The following is a 22,327-nucleotide window of genomic DNA, read 5'->3' as shown; positions in this document are numbered from 1 at the left end:
TAGCCTATGGTTGACAATTGTTTTTTTAGGGTGTAAAAAAGCACCACTGTTTATTTTTCAGAGGAAAGGATGATGAATCTCACCACAATTAAAAATGAATTTTTAGGCGGATGGAAACCATTTGAGGCAATCTGGCTGTTTATTTTCTTAGCGGCTCAAATTATCGCATATAGTATCGAACCTGATTCGATTATTGCCATGATTTCTGGGATTGCGGGTATTTTGTGCGTGGTGTTTGTGAGTAAGGGGAAAATCAGTAATTATTTCTTTGGATTAATTTTTGCCTATACTTATTTTTATGTCGCCTGGGGAGCAAATTATCTCGGTGAAATCAATACCGTACTGTATGTATATATTCCCGCTCAGTTTATTGGGTATTTCTTATGGAAAAATAATTTACATAAAGATGCCAACAACAGTGAAAGCGTCATGACCAAATCTTTAACGTTGACAGGTTGGGTCATCACATTAGGTGCGATTGCCGTGGGCACACTATTATTAGTACAGGCGTTGAATGCCGCGGGCGGTAGTTCAACGGGCTTAGATGGTTTAACAACAGTAATTGTGGTGGTGGCTCAACTCTTAATGATTTTGCGTTATCGTGAGCAATGGTTGTTATGGATTACGTTAAACGTGATTTCTATTGTGTTATGGACACAAGCTTCGGAAGGGTCTTTATCCATGGTGATGATGTATGTTGCTTATTTATTAAACTCTCTTTACGGTTATTATAACTGGCGTAAATTAGAAAAAGCATAGAGATTGTTTTTACGTTCAGTCTACTGCAGCATGTTGATGCTATAAGGATGGAAAGCAAGCCATTTAATCATTGAGCGTATGCTGAAATTAGATCGTTTATCCCCATACGATTGTTGTGGGGATTTTTTATGTCAGTGTGGTAGGCATATGATTGTTTTTGAACACTAGTCTAGGTTAGTATTTGAACATGTTCAATTATCGTTTAACTTCTTGCTCTTCTTAGTTAAGGAGGTGCTGTGCCTAATACACCTTATATTGCTTCTTCCGATTTGAAGACCATTCTGCATTCTAAACGCGCGAATCTTTATTATTTAGAACATTGCCGTGTGTTGTTAAATGGCGGGCGGGTAGAGTATGTGACCGACGAAGGAAAAGCCTCACTTTATTGGAATATTCCGATTGCAAATACAACTTGTTTGTTGCTAGGCAGTGGGACATCGATTACACAAGCTGCGATGCGGGAATTGTCGAAAGCGGGAGTGATGGTTGGATTTTGTAGTGGTGGCGGCACACCGTTGTTTAATGGAACAGAACCTGAGATCGGGTGTGATTTTTTTAGCCCACAGAGTGAATATCGCCCTGTTATCTATCTGCAACAATGGTGTCGATTTTGGTTTGATGATGAAAAACGTTTAGTTATCGCTAAAGCGTTACAACAACGCCGACTGTCTTTGCTGGAAGTGATTTGGTCAAAATTAGATTGGACTTATCCTACTGAAAAGCTGAGTGCATTGGTGCAACAGTATCAACAGGAATTTGAGCAAGCGGCGCACAGCCAAGCGTTACTGGCTGCCGAAGGGCGTTTAACCACGAAACTCTATGCTTTGGCAAATCAAGCAACTATAAATGATCCCATTTTTAAACGGAGTGAGCGTGGTCAGAGTGTAGATAGTGTGAACCAGTTTTTAGATCACGGTAACTATTTAGCCTATGGTTTGGGAGCAACAGCTTGTTGGGTATTAGGCTTACCTCATGGTTTGTCTGTGTTGCATGGTAAAACCCGACGAGGTGGATTAGTGTTTGATACGGCGGATATTATTAAAGACAGTATGATTTTGCCGCAAGCGTTTATTTCGGCACAAAAAGGCGAATCAGAAAAGGAATTTCGCCAAGCCTGTATTGAAAACCTGCTGCATTTTGGTGCACTTGATATCATGATTGATACCTTGAAACAACTTGCTCAACAAGGAGAGTCGGATGAATATTTTGTTAGTTAGCCAATGCCAGAAAAATGCACTGACAGAAACTCGGCGAATTTTGGATCAATTTGCGGAACGTTGTGGCGATCGCGTCTGGCAGACGGCGATAACCCAAGCAGGTTTAGAGACGTTGTATCGGATGTTGCGTCAAACGGCGCGTAAAAATACGGCGGTAGCGTGTTATTGGACACATCAAAAAAATGTGACCGAGTTGCTATGGATTGTCGGCGATAAACGTCAATTTAATGATCAGGGCCGTGTACCGACGAACTGCACTACGCGTAATATTTTACGTGCCGAAGAGGAGGTGTCATGGAAAAACGCCTATTCAATTCAAATTTTGACCGCACTTGCGGCCTTGTTACATGATATTGGAAAATCGAGTGTCGGTTTTCAGAACAAGCTCTTGAAAGGACGTACGGCACCGCCTGTTGCAGATCCGTATCGACATGAATGGATCTCTGCACGCTTATTTGAAGCGATGATTTCAGGGTGTCATACGGATCAGGAGTGGTTAGAGCGATTAGCCAATTGGGAGGAATTTGAACAGCAACATCCCCACTGGTTTAATGGTATTATTCAAGATGATGGGAAAAAGGCTTTTTCTGGCTTTGATCACTTACCGCCAATTGCGAAAGTCATGATTTGGTTAATTACCTCTCATCATCGTCTTCCATTTAGTGAAAATTTTTTCGTACCAAATCGCAATTACCTGAAAGACTTACGCCGATATTGTCAGCGTGATTTTAAGACTTTTTTTAGTGATTACCGTCCAATTGTCCGTTGGGTAGTGAATGATTCGTCTCATCCTACGCCTCATCACTTTTGGCAATTTAAGCATATTGTGACACAAAGTCGAGCTTGGCAAAAAGTGATGGCGCGATGGGCAAAAAAAGCGCTCAATCACCCTGCATTATTTTCTTCCTCTTACATGGAAGATCCTTTTGTCCTTTTACTTACTCGTTTATCTTTAGTCGCGGGCGATCATTACTATTCGTCACAAGGCAGCAATACTGCATTAGGCGATAAAACACGTGTGTTGTATGCCAATACAGATGAGAAAGGTGATGTCAAACAAGCATTGGATGAGCATTTATTAGGTGTTTGTCAAATGGCAAATCGCTTTGCTCGTTTATTACCTAAATTCAGTGGCGAGTTACCGCGTATCGCGCGACATAAACCGTTTGCGAAACCTGCGGAAGGGCGTTTTGCTTGGCAAAATCGCGTGGTTAATCTGGCAAAAAGTATACAGAAAACCAGCGAAACGCATGGATTCTTTGGGGTAAATATGGCGAGTACGGGCTGTGGGAAAACCTTTGCCAATGCGAAAATGATGTATGCGTTAAGTGATCAAAAGAAAGGGGCGAGATTGACAATCGCGCTCGGGTTACGCGTGCTAACGTTACAAACAGGCACTGCATTAAGCCAACGTTTAGCCTTAACACATGCTAAAGAACAAGATTATTTAGCGGTGTTGGTTGGAAGCAGTGCGGTCAGAAAACTGTATGAATTACAGCAAGAACGGGCAGCGCAGTTAGCGAACATGGGGAGTGAAAGTGTCGAATCGTGGTTCGAGAATATGGCAGTTGAAGGGGCAGCCTATCTTGAAAGTGCGGTCGAAGATGAAGAGATTTCAGACTTTTTAACCCAAAAAGATCCTGCAATGAAGAAACTGCTGTATGCCCCGTTGGTGAGTTGTACATTGGATCATATTATTGCGGCATCAGAAAGTGTTCGTGGTGGGCATCATATCGTCCCTACATTGCGTTTATTGACCTCTGATTTAATTCTGGATGAACCCGATGATTTTGGGCAAGAGGATCTTCCTGCCTTGAGCCGTTTGGTGCATTTAGCGGGGTTGTTTGGTAGCCGTGTATTGTTGTCTTCTGCTACGTTGACGCCAGACTTTATCACAGGATTATTTCGTGCTTATCAAGCGGGGCGTCAAATTTATAATCAACAACAAGGCATTGCCACGGATTTGCCAGTCTGCTGTGCTTGGGTTGATGAGTTTGAGCAGCAACACTTAGCCTGTCATGATGAACACATGTTTATGACGACACATCAAAAATTTGTTTTGCAGCGTGCGGCTCATTTAGCTAAAAGCCCAGTGCGTCGTAAAGCGGAAATTTTGAGCTTACCGCCGTTAAAAGCGAAGGAAAACCAGCCAATTGATTATCATATGCTGGCGGAACAATTATTGAAATATGCCGCAAAATTGCATGAATTTCATGGTGAAATTGACCCGAAAACACAGAAAAAAGTCAGTATCGGGTTGATTCGTTTTTCGAATATCACACCGATGGTGCCTCTTGCACAAGCACTTTTACAGCTCCCTGAGCAAGATGAGTTATCTGATTATTGTTTCCACTTGTGTTGTTATCATTCTAGACAGCTATTGTTATTGCGTTCGAGTTTAGAAGAAAAACTCGACCGTTTGCTCGATCGCCATCAACCGCAGGCATTATATCAACAACCTGAAATTATCACCGCGCTTGCCAGTCATTCCGCTAAACATCATGTGTTTATTGTATTGGGGAGTCCCGTTACTGAAGTAGGACGCGATCACGATTATGACTGGGCAATTGTTGACCCTTCTTCTATGCGTTCGATTATTCAGCTTGCGGGGCGAGTGTGGCGACATCGTGCAGAAAAAATAGCAGAACAACCTAATATTTATTTATTGCCGACTCATTGGCGAGGATTGGCGCCTAATCGCGATCATACTAAACCGATTTATTGGCGTCCTGGTTTTGAAAGTGAGCGTAATACGTTGACAACCCATCAATTAGCGAAATTGATTTCAGAGCAGGAGTTAGCACATATTCAAGCCACACCACGTATTGTGAAACCTGAAAATTTACGCCCAAAAGAGAAATTAGCCGATTTAGAGCACGCGGTTATCGCTGAGTTGTTGAATGCTTCTCAGGCAAACCATGTCAATTTATATTGGGATAAAGACTATACTAATCGCTTGTCAGCCAACTTACCTTTGATGACTCGTTTTAGACAAAGCGTGCCAGAGCAAAATGTGGTGTGTCAATACGATGAACAGTCAGATTGGGGCTTCTCGTTTTATGATGTGGATAGCTTGAAGCGAGATCAATACAGTATGTTGTCTACTATTCGTTATAAAACGATTCCGCCTTGTCCAAAAGGTCTTGTTAAACCTTGGTTGCACGCCTCTTTGTCAGACGTGGCGCTACAATTAGCCGAAGCGTTGGGTCTTGAGGATATCCAATCTTTGCCTGCGGCTTATTTAAGTGTTTCACTTCAGCGAGAGGTACATGACTGGTATTACCATGAAATGTTTGGTTTTTGGGATAAAAATAAGACACTTCAGATGTAAGGATTGGCTCTCACGTTTACACAATGTAGCTTAGCATCATGACTCATGAGTATCACAGTAATAGCACGCGTCATGTTCGTTGGGTTGTACCAGAAGTGCGGTCAGTTTTTGCAAAATTTCATCGGCTTGAATTCTGTCCATGCTTTCCGCCACTAAATAATGCTGGTTTTTACCATAAGCACCGATTAATTTTGGATCTGTCGCACCATATAAGGTAATGTTGTATTTATCTAATGCTGCCGTTAAATGTGCGAGCCCTGTATCGACTGAGACGACTGCTCGCGCATTGACAATCTGTTGGGCAAGTTCTGTTAGGCTAGATTTGGGCAGAATTTTTACTAACGCCAGATCTTGTGCGATCATTTCTGCACGCTGTTTTTCCGATTCATTTGACCAAGGTAAGCGAATTTCCAAACCAAGTGCGGTCAATTTTTCTGCTAATTTTCGCCATTGTTCGTCTGGCAAGAATTTATCTTGGCGTGTCGTGCCGTGGAAAAATATTACATAAGGGGTTTCGCTTGCTTGGGTTGGAAAGTGACGTGCAATGCCATAATCGCCTTGTGTTTGTGGTAAGGCATAATGAAGACTTTGTGCAAATAACTGGCGAATACGCTCTACGGCGTGTTGTTGGTAACTAATTGCATACTTTTTGTCATAGAAAAACGACGCAATCGGTTCACGAATAGAATGGCGATCATAACCGTGTTTGGTGCCAGTGGCTAAACGGGTGGCAAAAAAAGCACTTTTGAATAACCCTTGTGCATCAATCACTGCATCATATTGCTCGGTTTGCAATAAAGTGCGGTAGTTTTTCCATTGATTTCGAGTGTCAGTGGCAAAAGGGGATTTTCGCCAACGACGTAACGCAATCGGAATAACACGATTGACCGCACTGTGCCAGCGTGGAATTTCTGCAAAATTTTCCTCGACCACCCAATCTACGTGTAGATTAGGAATTGCCCGTTGAGCATCAGTTAAGGCAGGCAGCGTGTGTAAAATGTCCCCCATTGATGAGGTTTTTACTAAACAAATTTTCATTAGCGTGTCAGTAATCCTGTGAGTTTTTCCAATACCATTTCTGGCTGGATATCAATTAAACTTTGATGATAACCTTCCGAGCTGTCTTTGCCTTTACGCACTTTGATTAACCCGCCTTCAATTAAACGAATGATGATCGCTTTATCGGATAGGGGCGGTGTGTAGGTTGGGCTAGTTGGACCATAAAGCGCAACTAATGGGCGTTGTACAGCGGCAGCAATATGCATTAACCCGCTGTCGTTGCTCACAACAGCTGTACAATCTGCAATTAAATCCACCGCCTCGTTCAACGACGTTTGTCCCGCTAAATTGACACAAAAATGACGTAAATTTTCTGGTAAAGCTTGGCAAATTTCTTCACCCACATCGCTATCTTTTGCCGAGCCAAATAAACGAATGGCATAGCCTTGTTGAATTAACAATTCAGCGAGTTTTGCGTAATGATAATGCGGCCAACGTTTTGCTGGTCCAAATTCAGCGCCTGGACAGAAACCAATACTTGGGCGCTGTTCTGTAAGTGCGGTCTGTTTTTCGAATTTTTTTAATGTTTCTGCTTGTTCTTCAGGATTGATCGTCAGATACGGTACTGGGCGAGGTAAATCTGCTGCTTTGGGGACAGCACCTTTTTCAAACCCTAACGCAATATAGCGTTGCACCATCATCGGATACTCTTTTTTATTACTGCGAATATCATTTAAGAAAATATAACGACTTTCGCCTTTCCAACCTCGACGGCGTGGAATTTTGGCAAAAAATGGAATGAAAGCAGATTTTAATGAGTTAGGTAGGACAATTGCCATATCATATTGATTGCGCAGCGCTTTACCTAATCGATAACGGTCGCCTAGGGCAAAAGCACCATGTCCTAGTGGCATAGTCATGGCTTGGCGGACTTCGGGCATGCGTGCTAATAATGGTTTACACCAATTAGGTGCCATCACATCAATGTCACAACCAGGGTATTGTTGTTTGAGTGTCTGATATAAGCTGTGCGACATCATCATGTCGCCGACCCAAGAAGGCCCAATCACTAAGATACGCATTATTATTCCATTAAGTTAGTTAGAAAGAGTCAAGCTATTTTAATCTGCATTTTAGCAGAGCAAAAGTTTACTGCTGAATTTATTATCGTTAAGGGGATATTACCTTTGCATTGACGTTAATGACTTCACCATTATCAAAAAATAAATGAAGTGGATAGCTATCGCCTACAGCAAGAGACTGTTCCAGATCAAATACCATGATATGCCACCCTCCACGTGTTAGTTCTGTTGTGCGTTGTGCTGGAATCGGAATCCCTGTCACATCAAGCATTTTTCCCTGTTGTGTACCATGAAGCGCTAAACGAGATGGAACAGGGCTTTGTACAATGGCGAGGTTGACCTCTTGGTCACCATGATTATGTAATTGCATAAAAATGGCTGTCGGCTCCCCTTTTTTTGCGCTAAAAATCACAGGGTGGTCAACCGTGATTTGTGCAAATAACATGGTGGGGATCAGTGCCGTACATACGACGACAAGTTTGCCTAAGTATGTCATGTTGCTCTCCTGTAAAGCAGAATTCATGTCAATATTATACGCTTTAAGAATAAAAAATGCCGTGATAACCGCAGGGGATAGCACAAACCAATTCGCTAGCGATATGCCACGGGCTTTTAATTCTGTGTGAAGCCCGCGTGGGTATTTTTTACATGAATGAAGTTCTTTAACCACATTCTTTCAATGACAGAGTAAGGAAACCTTCGTTACTCTGGTTGTGCAAGAAATTGTTCTAGTTCTGTACGGGTTGGTAACGCAGACATGGCACCTTTTGCTGTTGTCGCGAGTGCGCCACAGGCATTCGCTTGACGAATAATTGGAGTCAGTGCGGTTGGATTTTTCCAATTTTTTACTTGAGACAGTCCCGCTAATAGCCCACTGACAAAGGCATCGCCTGCACCTGTCGTATCTACAGGCTGTAAAGGTCGGCTTGCGACACCTTGACTTTCACCGCGTAAATAATAGATGGCACCCGCTTTTCCACGTGTCACGATAATCAGTTTTTCTGGATAAGATGACGTCAGTTTTTGTATCGCTTGATCAAGATGGTTACTTTCTGTGAGTAAAAGGAGTTCTTCTTCTGAGAATTTGAGTACATCCGCTTGTGCAATGACTTGGTTGACCACACTTTTCATCTCTGTTTGATCACGCCAAAGTGATTCGCGTAAGTTAGGGTCAAAGGAGAAAAATCCACCTTGTGCTTTAATTCGTTTAATCGCTTCTAATGTCGTTTGGCGAGAGGGTGAATTGATCAAGGCAATAGAACAGCAGTGTAACCAGTCATGAGGATGAAACGTGGGTAAATCTGAGAATTCGAGAAATTGATCCGCACTGGGATTGACCATAAATGTAAAACTCCGCTCCCCTTGTGCTAAAGAGACGATGACTGTTGAAGTGCGGTGTGCTGGATCTAATCGCATGTGGCTTGTACAGACCTGTTCTTGTTGTAACTTGTCTTTCATAAAGCGTCCAAAAGGATCATCGCCTACACAGCCAATAAAACCTGTCTTTCCACCTAAACGCGCAATCCCGACGGCAACATTAGCTGGTGCGCCGCCTGGACAGCGTAAATAATGATTTTCACCATCGGGAATTAAATCCACAACAGCATCACCTAGCACCCAAATTGTACTCATCGTTATTGCCCTCTTTTTCAGTGATGATAGAGAATCGTAACGAAAACATGTTCGTTTTTCAAATAAGTGTTCAAAATTTGAGAACCAAATCAAATTTCCAAACACAAGACGTAACTTTAAAAAACAGTGAAAAAGTGCTATATTGTCCGCCGATTTTTTAATCCTAGTTTAGCGAACAGTATGGCAAATTATTACGAGATTACTTTAGCCCTTGCGGGTGTGTGTCAAGCTGCAAAATTAGTACAACAGTTTGCGCATAAAGGGCAAGCGGATGAAGCAGCACTGGAAACCAGCTTGAACACATTATTGCAAATGAATCCAGAAGATACATTGGCAGTATTTGGTGGCAAAGCGCAGCATTTAAAATTGGGGCTAGAAACCTTGCTTGAGCAAATGAATGGTAGTGGATCTGATCTCAGTCGATATTGGATCAGCTTATTAGCCTTAGAAAGCAAGTTAAACAAAAATGCCATGGCAAAAGCCGAGCTTGCTCGCCGTATTCAATATTTGCCGACTCAACTTGAGCATTACGAGTTCCTAGATGAGCAAATGCTTGCTACATTAGCCAGCATTTATGTTGATGTGATTAGTCCGTTAGGGCGTAAGATTCAAGTTACGGGCTCAACACTGTATTTACAACAACCTGCAATGCACCATCGTATCCGAGCTTGTTTATTAGCGGGTATTCGTTCTGCTGTGTTATGGCGCCAAGTGGGTGGCACAAAATGGCAAATTTTATTCTCACGCCGTAAAATTACCGCGATGGCAAAACAAATTTATTCTTCACTTTAATTATTTTTACTTTATGGAGCACACCTCTATGCAACTTAACGCATTAACTGCACTTTCCCCAATTGATGGTCGCTATCAAGATAAAGCAAGTTCACTACGTAGTATTTTCAGTGAATTTGGTTTATTAAAATTCCGTGTCACCGTCGAAGTACGTTGGTTACAAAAATTAGCCGCGACCACACAAATTCAAGAAGTGTCTTCTTTGTCACAAGAAGCAAACGATTACCTCAATCAAATCGTTGAAAACTTCAGTTTGCAGGATGCAGAGCGTATTAAGGAAATTGAACGTACCACTAACCACGATGTGAAAGCGGTCGAGTATTTTCTAAAAGAAAAAAGTGAAGCATTGCCAGAATTGGCAAACGTGAGCGAGTTTATTCACTTTGCTTGTACATCAGAAGATATTAACAACCTTTCTCACGCATTAATGTTAAAAACCGCGCGTGAAGACGTGATTCTTCCTGAATGGCAGAAATTAATCGCAGACATTACCGCACTTGCGAATGAATATAAAACCATTCCATTGCTTTCACGTACACATGGTCAGCCAGCATCACCATCAACAATGGGTAAAGAAATGGCGAACGTGGTGTATCGTTTACAACGCCAATTTAAACAATTACAACACATTGAAATCCTAGGGAAAATCAATGGTGCAGTAGGTAACTATAACGCACATTTATCTGCTTATCCTGACATTGATTGGCATAAATTCAGTGAAGAATTTGTGACTTCATTAGGTTTAACGTGGAACCCGTACACCACTCAAATCGAACCACACGACTATATCGCCGAGTTTTTCGATAACGTAGCACGTTTCAATACGATTATTATCGACTTTGACCGCGATTTATGGGGTTACATTGCATTAAATCACTTCAAACAACGTACCATCGCAGGTGAAATTGGTTCATCAACAATGCCACACAAAGTGAACCCAATCGACTTCGAAAACTCTGAAGGTAACCTAGGATTAGCGAACGCAGTGATGGCTCACTTAGGCGCGAAATTACCGATTTCTCGTTGGCAACGTGACTTAACAGACTCAACCGTACTACGTAACTTAGGTGTGGGTCTTGGCTATTGTTTAATTGCTTATGCAGCAACGCGCAAAGGGATCAGCAAGTTAGAAGTGAATGAACAACATTTACGTGATGAACTTGATCAAAACTGGGAAGTGTTAGCAGAGCCAATTCAAACCGTAATGCGTCGTTATGGCATCGAAAAACCTTATGAGAAATTAAAAGAGTTAACACGTGGTAAACGTGTTGATGCAGTCGCAATGCGTGAATTTATCGAAAAATTAGAAATTCCAGCGGAAGAAAAAGCTCGCTTACAACAAATGACACCAGCAACGTATATTGGTGCTGCCGTAACACTAGTGGAAAAATTATAATTTAGATTAAATATTAATCTTATTCTTAATAAGCATTAGGTTTTAAAGGGATTTAATTTTAATCAATATTAAAAAAGGCGATGTAAATAATACATTGCCTTTTTTATTTTTTAAATTTATCAAAATGAATATGAGAAAATATAAATAAAATAATAAGTTAAATTTTGTCCAATAATTGATTAAAAATAATATAATTCGTTTTATTTATGAATTAAATTGCGTAAAAAGACATATTTTTGAGGTATTTTTTTGAAATTACTTTAATATAACATCCTATTAACATTTATGGAAAGTTAAGTATATTATTTGTACATTTAAATTGCTTTATGAATAATATACTCAGAAATAATTATTTACTTTCTCTTTTATTTTAATTAAGGAAAGTATTAATTTAAATAAGGTATTTTATGGTGTTCTTTTTAAGTATCCTTCCTATTGGGTTATTGATTTATTTCATGGTTAAGCGTAATAGCTTACCTTCTTATATTGCCCTTCCTCTTATTGCGCTGTTAACGTATTTTTTACAGGCATTTTACTTTGAAACAGACTTTACTCGTTTAAATGCACATGTGATTGCAGGATTCATTGCAACGCAAACGCCAATTACGATTATTTTTGGGGCGATTTTATTTAATCGTATGATGGAAGTCTCTGGAAGTACGGACATCCTGCGGAAATGGTTAGCCAATATTAATCCTAATCCTGTTGCTCAAATCATGATCATCGGTTGGGCATTTACATTTATGATTGAGGGGGCAAGTGGATTTGGTACGCCAGCTGCGATTGCGGCACCAATCCTGATGGGACTCGGTTTTAAACCTTTACAAGTTGCGATGTTAGCTTTAGTCATGAACTCGGTGCCTGTTTCTTTTGGTGCAGTAGGCACACCCACTTGGTTTGGCTTTGGTGCATTAGGATTAAGTGATGATGTGGTACTTGAATTGGGACAGAAAAGTGCGTTCATTCATTTTGTTGCGGCATGGATTATCCCTTTATTCGCACTGCGTTTTTTAGTGACATGGAAACAGATTAAGCAAAATTTAGTGTTTATTTATCTGAGTATCCTGTCTTGTACGATTCCTTATTTCCTGTTGGCGCAAATTAACTATGAATTCCCTGCATTAGTAGGTGGTGCGGTTGGTTTGTTGATTTCCATTGTCTCTGCGAATAAGGGGCTAGGGATCCACCAAGAAGGAAATCTGGCTTCATCGTCAGAAAATGTTACCTCCCATCATGTGATGAAAGCCCTTTCCCCAACAATGATGTTAATTATGATTTTGATTGTGACCCGTATCCATCAGCTTGGCATCAAACAGTTATTAAATGAAGCGACAACTTGGTTCTCTGTATCGCTCGGTGGGTTAGGGGAATTTAATGTCAGCCAGGCACTGATCTTGTCACTCAATAATATTTTGGGACAAGGCATTAATGAGAGCTATAAAACCCTGTATGTACCGTCGCTTATTCCTTTTATTGTGACAGTTCTTGTCTCTATTATTGTCTTTAAATTAACGTGGCACCAAACTAAGACAATCGTGTCGACAACGTACCATCAAACGAAGAAACCTTTTTTTGCCCTATTAGGTGCACTAGTGATGGTAAAACTAATGTTAGTTGGTAACGATAACTATGATGCTATGGTGATCACTATCGGTAAAACATTTGCTGATGTGACAGGTGATAAATGGATTTATTTTTCTTCTTATCTTGGCGCAATTGGTGCTTTCTTCTCTGGTTCAAATACGGTTTCCAACTTAACGTTTGGTGGTATTCAACTCTCTATTGCAGAAACAACAGGGATGTCCATTCCTCTTATTCTTGCCTTGCAATCAGTCGGTGGCGCAATGGGGAATATGGTGTGTTTAAACAACATTATTGCGGTATGTACAGTATTAAATGTGAGTCGTCAAGAAGGTTCAATTCTTAAACGTACTGTTCTGCCAATGTTTTTGTACGGTGTCATTGCGGCACTGGTCGCGGTTGTTATTTATTAACTTCCTCCCTTTTTTATAACTTCATACATAGCGAATTGAGCGACTAACTATGTGTGCTTTATTGGAGTGATAAACATGAATGTGAATTTTTATGTTACTTGTATTGCGGATGCCTTGAAATCAAATGTGGCAAAGCAAACAGTGCTTTTACTTGAACAACTTGGTTGTCAAATTACTTTCCTTGAACAGCAAAGTTGCTGTGGGCAACCAGCAATTAACAGTGGTTATGTGACACAAGCTATTCCTGCGATGAAAAAACTTATCGAAACGTTTGAAGTCAATGATTATCCTATCGTTGCTCCCGCGGGATCTTGTGTTTATGCCATTACCACTTATCCAGAATATTTAAAAGATGAGCCCGAATGGGCTGAGCGTGCGCAAAAAATCGCAGATCGTTTTTATGATTTAACGGATTTCATCGTGAATAAATTAGGCGTTGAAAATGTGGGGGCAAAATTAGAGGGTAATGCTGTTTACCACCCATCTTGCAGTTTATTCCGTAAACTTGGCGTGAAAGAAGAACCCGTTAAGTTATTACAACATGTAGAAGGTTTAACCTTATTACCGATTCACAATCAAGAAACCTGTTGTGGTTTCGGGGGAACGTTCTCTGTCAAAATGGCTGAAATTTCAGGTGAAATGGTAAAAGAGAAAGTACAGCATATTATGGCAGTGAAGCCGTTGTATCTGATTGGTGCGGATGTGAGCTGTTTAATGAATATCGGTGGGCGCCTCAAGCGAGAGGGGCATCATGTAAAAGTCATGCATATCGCTGAAGTGTTAATGAGTCGCTAAGGAGAGAAATGATGTCAATTAAAACCAGCCAGCTTCAGTTTAAACCACGTATTCATGAAGAAATTCAAAACGACATTATGCGCAAAGCGGTGGTGATGGCTCAAGAACGTATCGGCGCTAACCGTCAAAAAATGGTAGAAGAATTAGGACATTGGGAAGAATGGCGAGAATTAGCCAAAGTTATTCGTCAGCATGTGATTGAAAACCTTGATGCCTATTTATATCAGTTATCTGAAAAAGTGACGGAAAACGGTGGTCACGTTTATTTCGCAGCAACTGCAGAAGACGCCACAAACTACATTAAAAACGTCGCAAAAGCGAAACATGCAAAGAAAATTGTCAAATCAAAATCGATGGTCACTGAAGAAATCGGAATGAACCACGTGCTTGAAGCGGAAGGCATCAAGGTGATTGAAACTGACCTTGGTGAATATATTTTACAAGTCGCAGAAGATAAGCCATCACATATTGTTGTCCCCGCGATTCACAAAGACCGTCATCAAATTCGCAAGGTGTTAGCAGAAAAATTAGGTTATACCGGTTCTGAAACGCCAGAAGAAATGACATTATTCATTCGTGAAACGATCCGTAAAGATTTCTTAGAAGCAGATATCGGCGTAAGTGGTTGTAACTTTGCGGTGGCGGAAACAGGTAGTGTGTGTTTAGTGACGAATGAAGGTAACTTGCGTTTAGCGACTTCATTACCCAAAACGCATATCGCTGTAATGGGTATGGAACGTTTAGCGCCAACTTTTAAAGAAGTTGATGTGTTAATTACATTGCTTGCACGTAGTGCGGTAGGTGCACGTTTAACGGGTTATAACACTTGGTTAACGGGTCCTCGTCTTCTGGGTGAAACAGACGGTCCTGAGGAATTTCACTTAGTGATTGTGGATAACGGTCGTTCGAAAATGTTGGGGTCCGAATTCCGCGAGGTATTGCGTTGTATTCGTTGTGGTGCGTGCTTAAATACTTGCCCTGCATACCGTCAAATTGGTGGTCATGGTTATGGTTCGATATATCCAGGTCCGATCGGCTCTGTAATTTCACCAATTTTAGGGGGGTATGAGGAATTTAAAGATCTGCCGTCTGCGTGTTCGTTATGTACTGCGTGTAACCAAGTTTGTCCAGTAAAAATTCCATTAGCACATTTATTATTGAAACACCGTCGCAATATCGCAGAAATGAGCATGACCCCATTAGCAGAGCGTCTTTCCGTGAAAGCGTTTACGCTTGCAAATAGTAATCCAGCGTTATGGAAAATTGGTGTGAGTGTGGGGGCAAAAGTGGCGAAATTGGCGATCCGTAATGGGAAAATGCCTTTACAAGTTGGTGCCGTAGCAGAGTGGACTAAAGCGCGTGACTTACCTGAGGCGGAAGGCGAAAGTTTCCGTTCTTGGTTCAAAAATCGTTAATAGTGAGGAATTTCTATGTTAGATCAACAAAATAGACAACAGTTTTTAGATAACCTTGCGAAGCAACTAGGGCGTGAATGTCGTACGACTGTGACGAAAAGCTATCCTCAATTGAATCATTATCCAACAACGCGTTTAACCGATTTAGATTGTGATGCACGTTGCGAAGCTTTTGTGGAATTTGCTTCTCAAACGATGTTAGTGAATTGTAAGGTGACCACACCAGCCAATGCCGTCGCAGATTTATTAACACTATGTGAGCAGTATGGTGGTGGTCCAGTTATTGTTAATGATGATGTACGTCTCGTTGAAAGCGGGATGACTCTTGCGGTACAAAAACAATATGAAACACATATTTGGTCAACTCATACCGCAGAAATGAACCGCACTTTTGCCAGTACAGCAAATATTGGGATTGTTTTTGCTGAGTATGGTTTAACGGAATCTGGTGGAATTGTATTATTTTCGAATGCACAATCAGGACGTTCGGTCAGTCTGTTGCCAAACGTTTCTATTGTCGTATTGAAAAAAAGTACAATTTTGCCACGCGTCGCACAGCTTGCAGAGATTTTGCACCAAAAAGCACAACGTGGTGAGCGTATGCCATCTTGTGTGAATTTGATTGCAGGTCCGAGTTCGACTGCAGATATTGAGTTGATTAAAGTCGTCGGGGTTCATGGTCCAATTGCGAAAGCTTACTTGATCATTGATGATACAAAATAACGTAAAAAAAGACCGCACTTGTGCGGTCTTTTGGAATCCGTTTTTTATCCCGTAAAACGATGTGACACACGAATCATCGCGCGTATTATAGAATCATTTTCACTAATTTGTCGGCTTTTACTCGTGCAAATTTTTTCAACAGTTTTTGGACGGGTGCAGGATATTGCTTCATTTCTTCTAACTCAGAATAATGTTGTAATACTGTAGTATGCTCACGGATGCGAGTTAACTCTTGCTCCACTTGTGGACGCAGTTGTTTTTGCGGATCATGAATCAATAGGCCATTCTCTGCATCAAGACGCCATGCGCGAGGATTCAAGTTATTTCCTGTCAGCAATATATAGTGTTGATCAACCCAAACCCCTTTTAAATGATAAGAGTTTTCTCCGTCTTTCCAAGTACGAATTGTCAACAAGCCTTGATTAATTTCATATTCAAATTTTTTACTAAAACGGCGTAAGTTACTTTCATACAAATAAGGTAATGCCCCAGCCATTTTAAAGGGTTCTGAAGGTGGAATATAAAAGTCATTTGCAGTTTTATCGCCAACGATAATTTCGACTTTTTTCCCTTTATTCAGTAAACGACGAATTTTTTGTTGTAATGTGCGTGGGAAATTAAAATAAGGTGTACAAATAATTAACTCATGCTCAACGATTTGAAAGAGATCTTCGATAGTTTGGTTTAAATGATTATTGTATTTGCTTAAGCCAAAGAGTGTAGCAATGCTTAATTGCTCTGGATGCTCTTCTAGTAATGTGGCCCCTTTTAATGCATAGTTGGCTTCAAAAGCCAAGGTTTTTCGGAAAGCTTTAATGGCTGGGCGGATCTCTTTTGTGCTCGGTCGGTTGACCGTATCTAATGGGTATACTGCATTAGGATCTAATAAATAATGTTGAATAAAATTCACCATGGCATCCGCTAATTCAGGATGCGTAATTTTATGGTAGCGGTCATAGCGATATTTATTGAATTGTTGGAGATAGACATTATTAATGCTGGCACCGCTATAAAGTACGGTGTCATCAAAGACAAACCCTTTAATGTGTAATACCCCAAATACTTCGCGTGTGTTGACGGGGACACCAAAAAATACATTGGGATCCTGTGCTAACTGATATTTAGTTCGTTCTGCACAATACCAATCTGCATTGGTGGCACTTTTTTCAGCACCTAATAAGTTACGTTGTGCGCGATGCCAGTCGATGAAAATTTTCACATCAAGCGCAGGATTGTTCTGTTTTGCTCGATAAATTTCATCTAAAATTTCTTGCCCCGCTTCATCGTGTTGCCAGTAAAGTGCGGTAACATAAATACGTGATTTCGCGTGTTTAATCAGCTGAATAATTTGGGTCTTAAATTCTGTTGGATGATACAGAAACTCCACTTGTTCAGCCTGCAACGGTAAACAGAATAAACGATTGATATTTTGTTTTGCTCGTTTGGTTTTGTTTATCAACATAAAAAAATCATTCTCTTTAAGTTTGATTAGCTGAGTAGTTTACAATATTTACGACGGAACTTGGTAGAAAAATACGGTTTTTTCGTTATAATGCTCACACTTTATCGCAAAGCGAGGTGATTTTTCACCCAGCTTCGCGCGCTCTTATAATCGAATTGGCATATCAATATGAACAACAAAGCAAAAACCCCTGTCTTTCAACAAGCAACCGCAAAAAAATTTAACGAACGAGTCGTCGGAGACAAAGCAGAGAAAACGAAACCGCACTTTAAGAGCAAATCAGCACAACCTTTTGAACGTGCAGTCAGTGATACGGCGGCTAAATCCGCACGTTTTGTCAAAAAAGACAAGTCACCACAGGCTGAAAAAATCAGTCAACGTCTTGTTGAAACGACTATGCGTACTGCGAGTGGTGAAGAAGGCAAAGTGAAAGTGCTTGTGAAAAGTACGGGAGTGAGCGAATCTGTTCGTGAGAAAAAAACGGGCCCGTTATCTCCTCGCGCACCAGAGAAAATCAAGAAAAATCGTGCAGAAGAAATGAAGGTTTATGGCGAAAATGCCTGTGCCGCACTTTTTTCACAACGTCCAGAAAGTATTGTGCGTATTTGGGCAACTGTTGAAATGGCGAAAAAGAGCGGTGAATTATTCCGTTATTTAGCCGCTAATAAAAAAGTTTATCATGTTGTTGATAATGACGAATTAACCTTGGTGAGTGGTACAGAACATCATGGCGGAATCTGTATGTTGGTCAAAAAAACGCGACCATTTACGTTATCAGGCTATTTAGATATTCCTCGTAAACAAGATTGTCTTGTGATGATCGATGCAGTACACAACGCACATAATTTGGGTGGAGTGCTCCGTACTTGTGCCGTATTTGGTATCAAAGGCGTGATTGTTGAAAGTCAATTTACCGATAATTTGAACTCATCGGCCGCTATGCGTGTAGCAGAAGGTGGAATGGAATATATTCGAGTATTAGAGACTGAGCAAATTGATCGTGCCTTGAGACAGTTACGTCAAATGGATTATCAAATTGTTCATCTTTCTCACAGTAAACAAGCCACCCCCCTCAATCAAGTACAGTTTGCGAAGAAAGTCGTTTTCGTGGTGAGTGAAAATAATCAAGCGACCTTCGCAGAAAAAGGTGATGAACATGTTGTCTTGTCTTTAGCCAATCCCTTGAAAGCCGAATTGAATATTGCAGTTGCAACGGGTATTTTATTAGCGCAATGGGATTATCACTTGAACTAATGCAAGTCGATTGATGTTGACGGGTTAAAAAAATCCCCAGCCGATAAGACTGGGGATTTTTGATCCTCGTTTGCTTTGAAAAAGATTACCAACCTTTTACAACACCATCATTAAAGTGCTTAACTGCTTCTTGATAGACTTCTTCACTTTGGAACGCTTTAATGAAGTCTTTGATGACTGCACTGTCTTTGTTATCTTCACGTGCAACCACTAAGTTAACGTATGGTGAGTCTTTATCTTCAACAAAGATACCATCTTTTTCACGTGTTAAGCCATGTTGACCTGCATAAGTGTTATTGATTACAGCAAAATCCACATCATCTAATGCACGAGGTAAAAGTGAGGTTTCTACTTCTTGAATAGTGATATTTTTTGGGTTTTCTACTACATCAATTGATGTTGAGAATAAGTTGTTTGAATCTTTTAACTTGATTACACCTTGTTTTTCTAATAGTAATAATGCACGACCTAAGTTACTTGGATTGTTTGGTACAGCAACAATCGCCCCTTCTCTTAACTCAGAAACATGTTTAATTTTTTTAGAATAAGCTGCGATTGGGAATACAAAAGTATTACCTACAACCGCTAATTTATAGCCACGTTGTTCCACTTCTTTGTCTAAATATGGCTTGTGTTGGAAAGCGTTGATGTCTAAATCACCTTTCGAAAGTGCTTCATTGGGTTGAGTATATTCAGTAAACTCAACCAGTTTTACATCAATATTGTATTTTTCTTTTGCAATACGAGCCGCGACTTCTGCCACTTGTGCTTCTGCACCTGACATTACACCAAGCGTTAATTTACGTGCGGGTTCTTGAGTTGCTGCGCTGGTAGCGGGTTTATCATCTTTACAACCTGCTAATGCGACTGCCGAGAAAATGGTCGCGAGACCTAAAAGTTTTGTTAATTTCATAAGTAATCCTCTAAAGAAAGATGTTGTGTAAGTTGTATTTTTTAATTAGCGATGATCAAAACGTTCAGCTAAATGGTCACCCAATTTTTGACTTAACATGACGATCAGAACGATAATAATTGTTGCGATCCATTTTACATAGATCATATTACGGTGTTCACCATAAGTAATCGCTAGATTACCTAAGCCACCGCCACCGACAGCTCCCGCCATTGCAGAGTAGCCAATTAAAGCAACTAAGGTTAGCGTGATACCGTTGATTAAAATAGGGATCGACTCTGGTAAATAGTATTTGGTCACAATTTGCCAGTTTGTCGCGCCCATTGATTTTGCCGCCTCTGTCAGTCCACTAGGGATCTCAAGTAGCGCATTCGACGTTAATCGTGCAAAAAAAGGAATCGCTGAGACACTTAAAGGCACGATTGCGGCAGTAGTCCCTAGCGTTGTTCCCACGACTAAGCGTGTAAAAGGGAGCAAAATAATTAACAAGATAATAAAAGGAACAGAACGCCCAATATTAATAATGACATTAAGTACTTGGTGGGCACGACGATGTGCCAAAATTTCCCCTTTCCCTGTTAAGAACGCCAGAAACCCGATTGGAAGACCGACAACAATCGCGAAAAGTGTTGCAACAAAGCCCATATAAAGTGTCTCTAATGTTGAAAGACCAACGAGCTCCCAAATTCTTGGCGTCATTTCTCGGGTAAAATCTGCCCATACTTGATCAAACATAGCCTAACACCTCAACTTTTACATTATGTTCCATTAAATAGGTTTTGGTTTTTGTAATGGCATCATCGTCCCCTTCCATTTCAGCGATAACGAAACCAAATTTTACCCCACCCGCGTAATCAATTTGCGAGGTCAAAATACTCAGATCCACGCCAAACATTTTCGATGCTTGAGATAAAACAGGGGCATCAACAGTGCGACCCGTAAACTCAAATTTTACAATTGGCCAAGACTGTGAATGTTTTGGTGTCTCAGATAATTTTTCCATATATTCTTCTGGTAAGTTGATATGGAATGTTGAGCGAATAAATTCTTTCGCTAGCTGAGTCTGCGGGTTAGAAAAAATCTCACTCACTGAGCCTTGCTCAATTAAACGACCTTTATCAATAACAGCTACTTTATCGCAAATACGCTTAACAACTTCCATTTCATGCGTAATCAAAAGAATTGTGATTCCTAAAGTGCGGTTGATTTCTTTCAATAATGTCAAAATAGATTGTGTCGTGGCAGGATCCAATGCACTGGTTGCTTCATCGCATAACAATACTTTCGGCTCACTTGCTAAGGCACGTGCGATCGCAACACGCTGCTTTTGTCCACCAGATAAGTTCGAAGGGTAAGCATCTTTTTTATCTGCTAATCCTACTAACGCCAAAAGTTCATTCACTTTTTGGTGGATTTTTTCCTTTGGCGTATTTTCTAACTCTAATGGCAATGCCACATTGCCAAATACTGTACGTGATGTCAGTAAGTTAAAGTGTTGGAAAATCATACCAATGTTGCGACGTTCATGGACTAATTCTGCATTTTTTAATTGCGTTAAATCTTTCCCGTCCACAATCACAGCACCAGAAGAAGGGACTTCCAGTAAATTTACACAACGAATCAGTGTACTTTTCCCCGCACCTGATGCACCGATGACACCACAAATTTGTCCCTTAGGAACTTGCAAGGACACGTTATCAAGCGCAGTTAATTTCTTGCCAGAGACATCAAAAATTTTACTAATATTTTCTAGCTTAATCATATAAGCCCTTTTTATTTTATAGTCGAAATTAAATCATATTGGATTTGTATTTTAGACGTCTAGATTTCCATGTCAATATGTAATCAAAATATTTTTATGATAATTGGTTATAAAATAGAAAGAATTAAACGTTTATTTGCGTAGCACGTTAAGAAGAGAGATAATTTGTCTTATCTCTTTGATAGAAGGATGTTTATATGAAAAAAGCCGTTTTTTTAGATCGAGATGGCACATTAAATATTGATCATGGTTATGTGCATGATATTGATCAGTTTGAATTTATCGAAGGCAGTATAGAAGCATTAAAAACACTTAAAGCGATGGGATACCTACTTGTCTTAGTCACGAATCAATCTGGGATTGCTCGAGGATATTTCTCTGAGGCACAATTTTTACAATTAACAGAATGGATGGATTGGTCATTAGCTGATCGCGGAGTGGATTTGGACGGTATTTATTATTGTCCTCACCACATAGAAGGAATTGGTGAATATCGACAAGCTTGTGATTGTCGTAAACCTAAAGCGGGCATGCTACTGCAAGGCATCAAAGAATTAGGCATCGATCCTAGCCAATCTGTCATGATCGGAGATACTGTCCAAGACATGTTGGCGGGTAAGGCCGCACATATCCAATTAAATGTGTTAGTCAAAACAGGCAAGCCGATTACTAAAGAGGGGGAAAATCTCGCAGATTATGTATTAGATTCAATAGCAGAGCTTCCTGCATTATTGAAGCGGTTAAAAAACTAACAACTGATCAAGGAAAGATCCTATCAAAGTATAAAAAATAATCTTTTGC

At 40.4% G+C, this 22,327-nt stretch carries 19 protein-coding genes; 11 read left to right on the top strand and 8 right to left on the bottom strand.

Annotation, left to right across the window (positions count from 1 at the left end):
• Positions 1–72: 72 nt before the first annotated feature.
• The 3 genes from pnuC (at position 73) to cas3f (ending at position 5,307) form a co-directional block, all read left to right on the top strand.
• Entirely contained in the window at positions 73–759 is a 687-nt protein-coding gene (gene pnuC / locus ACWIT3_RS02335; protein WP_457161390.1) for a nicotinamide riboside transporter PnuC, read from the top strand.
• 236 nt (positions 760–995) lie between these two features.
• The gene (gene cas1f, locus ACWIT3_RS02330; RefSeq protein WP_457161212.1) at positions 996–1,976 is read left to right on the top strand and encodes a type I-F CRISPR-associated endonuclease Cas1f; all 981 of its coding nucleotides are present in this window, start codon (positions 996–998) and stop codon (positions 1,974–1,976) included.
• Positions 1,957–5,307 carry a type I-F CRISPR-associated helicase Cas3f gene (gene cas3f / locus ACWIT3_RS02325; RefSeq protein WP_457161211.1) on the top strand — a complete coding sequence of 1,117 codons (3,351 nt, stop codon included), beginning with the start codon at positions 1,957–1,959 and terminating at the stop codon, positions 5,305–5,307. The genes cas1f and cas3f overlap by 20 nt, the downstream gene beginning before the upstream one ends.
• 36 nt (positions 5,308–5,343) lie before the next feature.
• On the opposite strand, the gene rfaC is transcribed toward cas3f, so the two are convergent.
• The 4 genes from rfaC to ACWIT3_RS02305 form a co-directional block, all read right to left on the bottom strand.
• Positions 5,344–6,345: a lipopolysaccharide heptosyltransferase RfaC gene (rfaC, locus tag ACWIT3_RS02320; protein WP_457161210.1), complete on the bottom strand. Its 1,002-nt coding sequence runs from the start codon at positions 6,343–6,345 to the stop codon at positions 5,344–5,346.
• Positions 6,345–7,388: a lipopolysaccharide heptosyltransferase II gene (waaF, locus tag ACWIT3_RS02315; protein ID WP_457161209.1), complete on the bottom strand. Its 1,044-nt coding sequence runs from the start codon at positions 7,386–7,388 to the stop codon at positions 6,345–6,347. Before waaF ends, rfaC begins: the two co-directional genes overlap by 1 nt.
• Before the next feature lie 88 nt (positions 7,389–7,476).
• Positions 7,477–7,884, bottom strand: coding sequence for a copper chaperone PCu(A)C (locus ACWIT3_RS02310; RefSeq protein ID WP_457161208.1), 408 nt, complete (start codon positions 7,882–7,884; stop codon positions 7,477–7,479).
• A gap of 206 nt (positions 7,885–8,090) precedes the next feature.
• Positions 8,091–9,020: an aminoimidazole riboside kinase gene (locus tag ACWIT3_RS02305; RefSeq protein WP_457161207.1), complete on the bottom strand. Its 930-nt coding sequence runs from the start codon at positions 9,018–9,020 to the stop codon at positions 8,091–8,093.
• Positions 9,021–9,200: 180 nt separating this feature from the next.
• Here ACWIT3_RS02305 and hflD point away from each other — a divergent pair, with 180 nt between their 5' ends.
• The 6 genes from hflD to ACWIT3_RS02275 all read left to right on the top strand — a co-directional run bounded on the left by hflD (position 9,201) and on the right by ACWIT3_RS02275 (position 16,135).
• Positions 9,201–9,812: a high frequency lysogenization protein HflD gene (hflD, locus tag ACWIT3_RS02300; protein WP_457161206.1), complete on the top strand. Its 612-nt coding sequence runs from the start codon at positions 9,201–9,203 to the stop codon at positions 9,810–9,812.
• 28 nt (positions 9,813–9,840) lie between these two features.
• Complete coding sequence (gene purB, locus ACWIT3_RS02295) at positions 9,841–11,208, top strand: adenylosuccinate lyase (protein ID WP_457161205.1); 1,368 nt, start codon at positions 9,841–9,843, stop codon at positions 11,206–11,208.
• 407 nt (positions 11,209–11,615) lie between these two features.
• Positions 11,616–13,202 (top strand): L-lactate permease, encoded by a 1,587-nt coding sequence (locus ACWIT3_RS02290; RefSeq protein WP_457161204.1) that lies wholly within the window; start codon positions 11,616–11,618, stop codon positions 13,200–13,202.
• A gap of 75 nt (positions 13,203–13,277) precedes the next feature.
• Complete coding sequence (locus ACWIT3_RS02285) at positions 13,278–13,997, top strand: (Fe-S)-binding protein (protein WP_046339691.1); 720 nt, start codon at positions 13,278–13,280, stop codon at positions 13,995–13,997.
• Positions 13,998–14,008: 11 nt separating this feature from the next.
• Positions 14,009–15,412: a LutB/LldF family L-lactate oxidation iron-sulfur protein gene (locus ACWIT3_RS02280; protein WP_457161389.1), complete on the top strand. Its 1,404-nt coding sequence runs from the start codon at positions 14,009–14,011 to the stop codon at positions 15,410–15,412.
• 15 nt (positions 15,413–15,427) lie between these two features.
• Complete coding sequence (locus tag ACWIT3_RS02275; protein WP_457161203.1) at positions 15,428–16,135, top strand: LutC/YkgG family protein; 708 nt, start codon at positions 15,428–15,430, stop codon at positions 16,133–16,135.
• 85 nt (positions 16,136–16,220) lie between these two features.
• Here ACWIT3_RS02275 and pssA read toward each other — a convergent pair whose 3' ends face one another.
• Complete coding sequence (pssA, locus tag ACWIT3_RS02270) at positions 16,221–17,597, bottom strand: CDP-diacylglycerol--serine O-phosphatidyltransferase (RefSeq protein WP_457161202.1); 1,377 nt, start codon at positions 17,595–17,597, stop codon at positions 16,221–16,223.
• Positions 17,598–17,765: 168 nt separating this feature from the next.
• On the opposite strand from pssA, the gene ACWIT3_RS02265 reads away from it, so the two are divergent.
• Positions 17,766–18,851, top strand: coding sequence for a TrmH family RNA methyltransferase (locus ACWIT3_RS02265; protein WP_457161201.1), 1,086 nt, complete (start codon positions 17,766–17,768; stop codon positions 18,849–18,851).
• Positions 18,852–18,936: 85 nt separating this feature from the next.
• Here ACWIT3_RS02265 and ACWIT3_RS02260 read toward each other — a convergent pair whose 3' ends face one another.
• Genes ACWIT3_RS02260 through metN form a run of 3 tightly spaced genes read right to left on the bottom strand, consistent with a single transcriptional unit; the run spans position 18,937 to position 21,526 of the window.
• A complete protein-coding gene (locus ACWIT3_RS02260) occupies positions 18,937–19,764 on the bottom strand; it encodes a MetQ/NlpA family lipoprotein (RefSeq protein WP_457161200.1) in 828 nt (275 codons plus the stop codon).
• Positions 19,765–19,809: 45 nt separating this feature from the next.
• Positions 19,810–20,499 (bottom strand): methionine ABC transporter permease, encoded by a 690-nt coding sequence (locus ACWIT3_RS02255; protein ID WP_457161199.1) that lies wholly within the window; start codon positions 20,497–20,499, stop codon positions 19,810–19,812.
• On the bottom strand, positions 20,492–21,526 hold the full coding sequence (gene metN / locus ACWIT3_RS02250; RefSeq protein WP_457161198.1) for a methionine ABC transporter ATP-binding protein MetN: 1,035 nt from the start codon (positions 21,524–21,526) through the stop codon (positions 20,492–20,494). The genes ACWIT3_RS02255 and metN overlap by 8 nt, the downstream gene beginning before the upstream one ends.
• Before the next feature lie 197 nt (positions 21,527–21,723).
• Between metN and gmhB the strand changes: the two genes are divergently transcribed.
• Positions 21,724–22,278, top strand: a complete 555-nt coding sequence (gmhB, locus tag ACWIT3_RS02245; RefSeq protein WP_457161197.1) for a D-glycero-beta-D-manno-heptose 1,7-bisphosphate 7-phosphatase — start codon at positions 21,724–21,726, stop codon at positions 22,276–22,278.
• The last annotated feature ends 49 nt before the right edge of the window (positions 22,279–22,327 follow it).

The organism is Pasteurella sp. P03HT, from assembly GCF_054052285.1.
This window is presented reverse-complemented; position numbering and strand designations above follow the sequence as displayed.

Excerpts from the sequence above, each read along its gene's own strand:
- pnuC (WP_457161390.1), top strand. The coding sequence starts at position 73 with ATGAATCTCACCACAATTAAAAATGAATTTTTAGGCGGATGGAAACCA.
- ACWIT3_RS02285 (WP_046339691.1), top strand. The coding sequence starts at position 13,278 with ATGAATGTGAATTTTTATGTTACTTGTATTGCGGATGCCTTGAAATCA.
- ACWIT3_RS02275 (WP_457161203.1), top strand. The coding sequence starts at position 15,428 with ATGTTAGATCAACAAAATAGACAACAGTTTTTAGATAACCTTGCGAAG.
- waaF (WP_457161209.1), bottom strand. The coding sequence starts at position 7,388 with ATGCGTATCTTAGTGATTGGGCCTTCTTGGGTCGGCGACATGATGATG.
- purB (WP_457161205.1), top strand. The coding sequence starts at position 9,841 with ATGCAACTTAACGCATTAACTGCACTTTCCCCAATTGATGGTCGCTAT.
- ACWIT3_RS02280 (WP_457161389.1), top strand. The coding sequence starts at position 14,009 with ATGTCAATTAAAACCAGCCAGCTTCAGTTTAAACCACGTATTCATGAA.
- rfaC (WP_457161210.1), bottom strand. The coding sequence starts at position 6,345 with ATGAAAATTTGTTTAGTAAAAACCTCATCAATGGGGGACATTTTACAC.
- cas3f (WP_457161211.1), top strand. The coding sequence starts at position 1,957 with ATGAATATTTTGTTAGTTAGCCAATGCCAGAAAAATGCACTGACAGAA.
- ACWIT3_RS02310 (WP_457161208.1), bottom strand. The coding sequence starts at position 7,884 with ATGACATACTTAGGCAAACTTGTCGTCGTATGTACGGCACTGATCCCC.
- gmhB (WP_457161197.1), top strand. The coding sequence starts at position 21,724 with ATGAAAAAAGCCGTTTTTTTAGATCGAGATGGCACATTAAATATTGAT.
- hflD (WP_457161206.1), top strand. The coding sequence starts at position 9,201 with ATGGCAAATTATTACGAGATTACTTTAGCCCTTGCGGGTGTGTGTCAA.
- ACWIT3_RS02260 (WP_457161200.1), bottom strand. The coding sequence starts at position 19,764 with ATGAAATTAACAAAACTTTTAGGTCTCGCGACCATTTTCTCGGCAGTC.
- ACWIT3_RS02305 (WP_457161207.1), bottom strand. The coding sequence starts at position 9,020 with ATGAGTACAATTTGGGTGCTAGGTGATGCTGTTGTGGATTTAATTCCC.
- ACWIT3_RS02255 (WP_457161199.1), bottom strand. The coding sequence starts at position 20,499 with ATGTTTGATCAAGTATGGGCAGATTTTACCCGAGAAATGACGCCAAGA.
- ACWIT3_RS02290 (WP_457161204.1), top strand. The coding sequence starts at position 11,616 with ATGGTGTTCTTTTTAAGTATCCTTCCTATTGGGTTATTGATTTATTTC.
- metN (WP_457161198.1), bottom strand. The coding sequence starts at position 21,526 with ATGATTAAGCTAGAAAATATTAGTAAAATTTTTGATGTCTCTGGCAAG.
- ACWIT3_RS02265 (WP_457161201.1), top strand. The coding sequence starts at position 17,766 with ATGAACAACAAAGCAAAAACCCCTGTCTTTCAACAAGCAACCGCAAAA.
- pssA (WP_457161202.1), bottom strand. The coding sequence starts at position 17,597 with ATGTTGATAAACAAAACCAAACGAGCAAAACAAAATATCAATCGTTTA.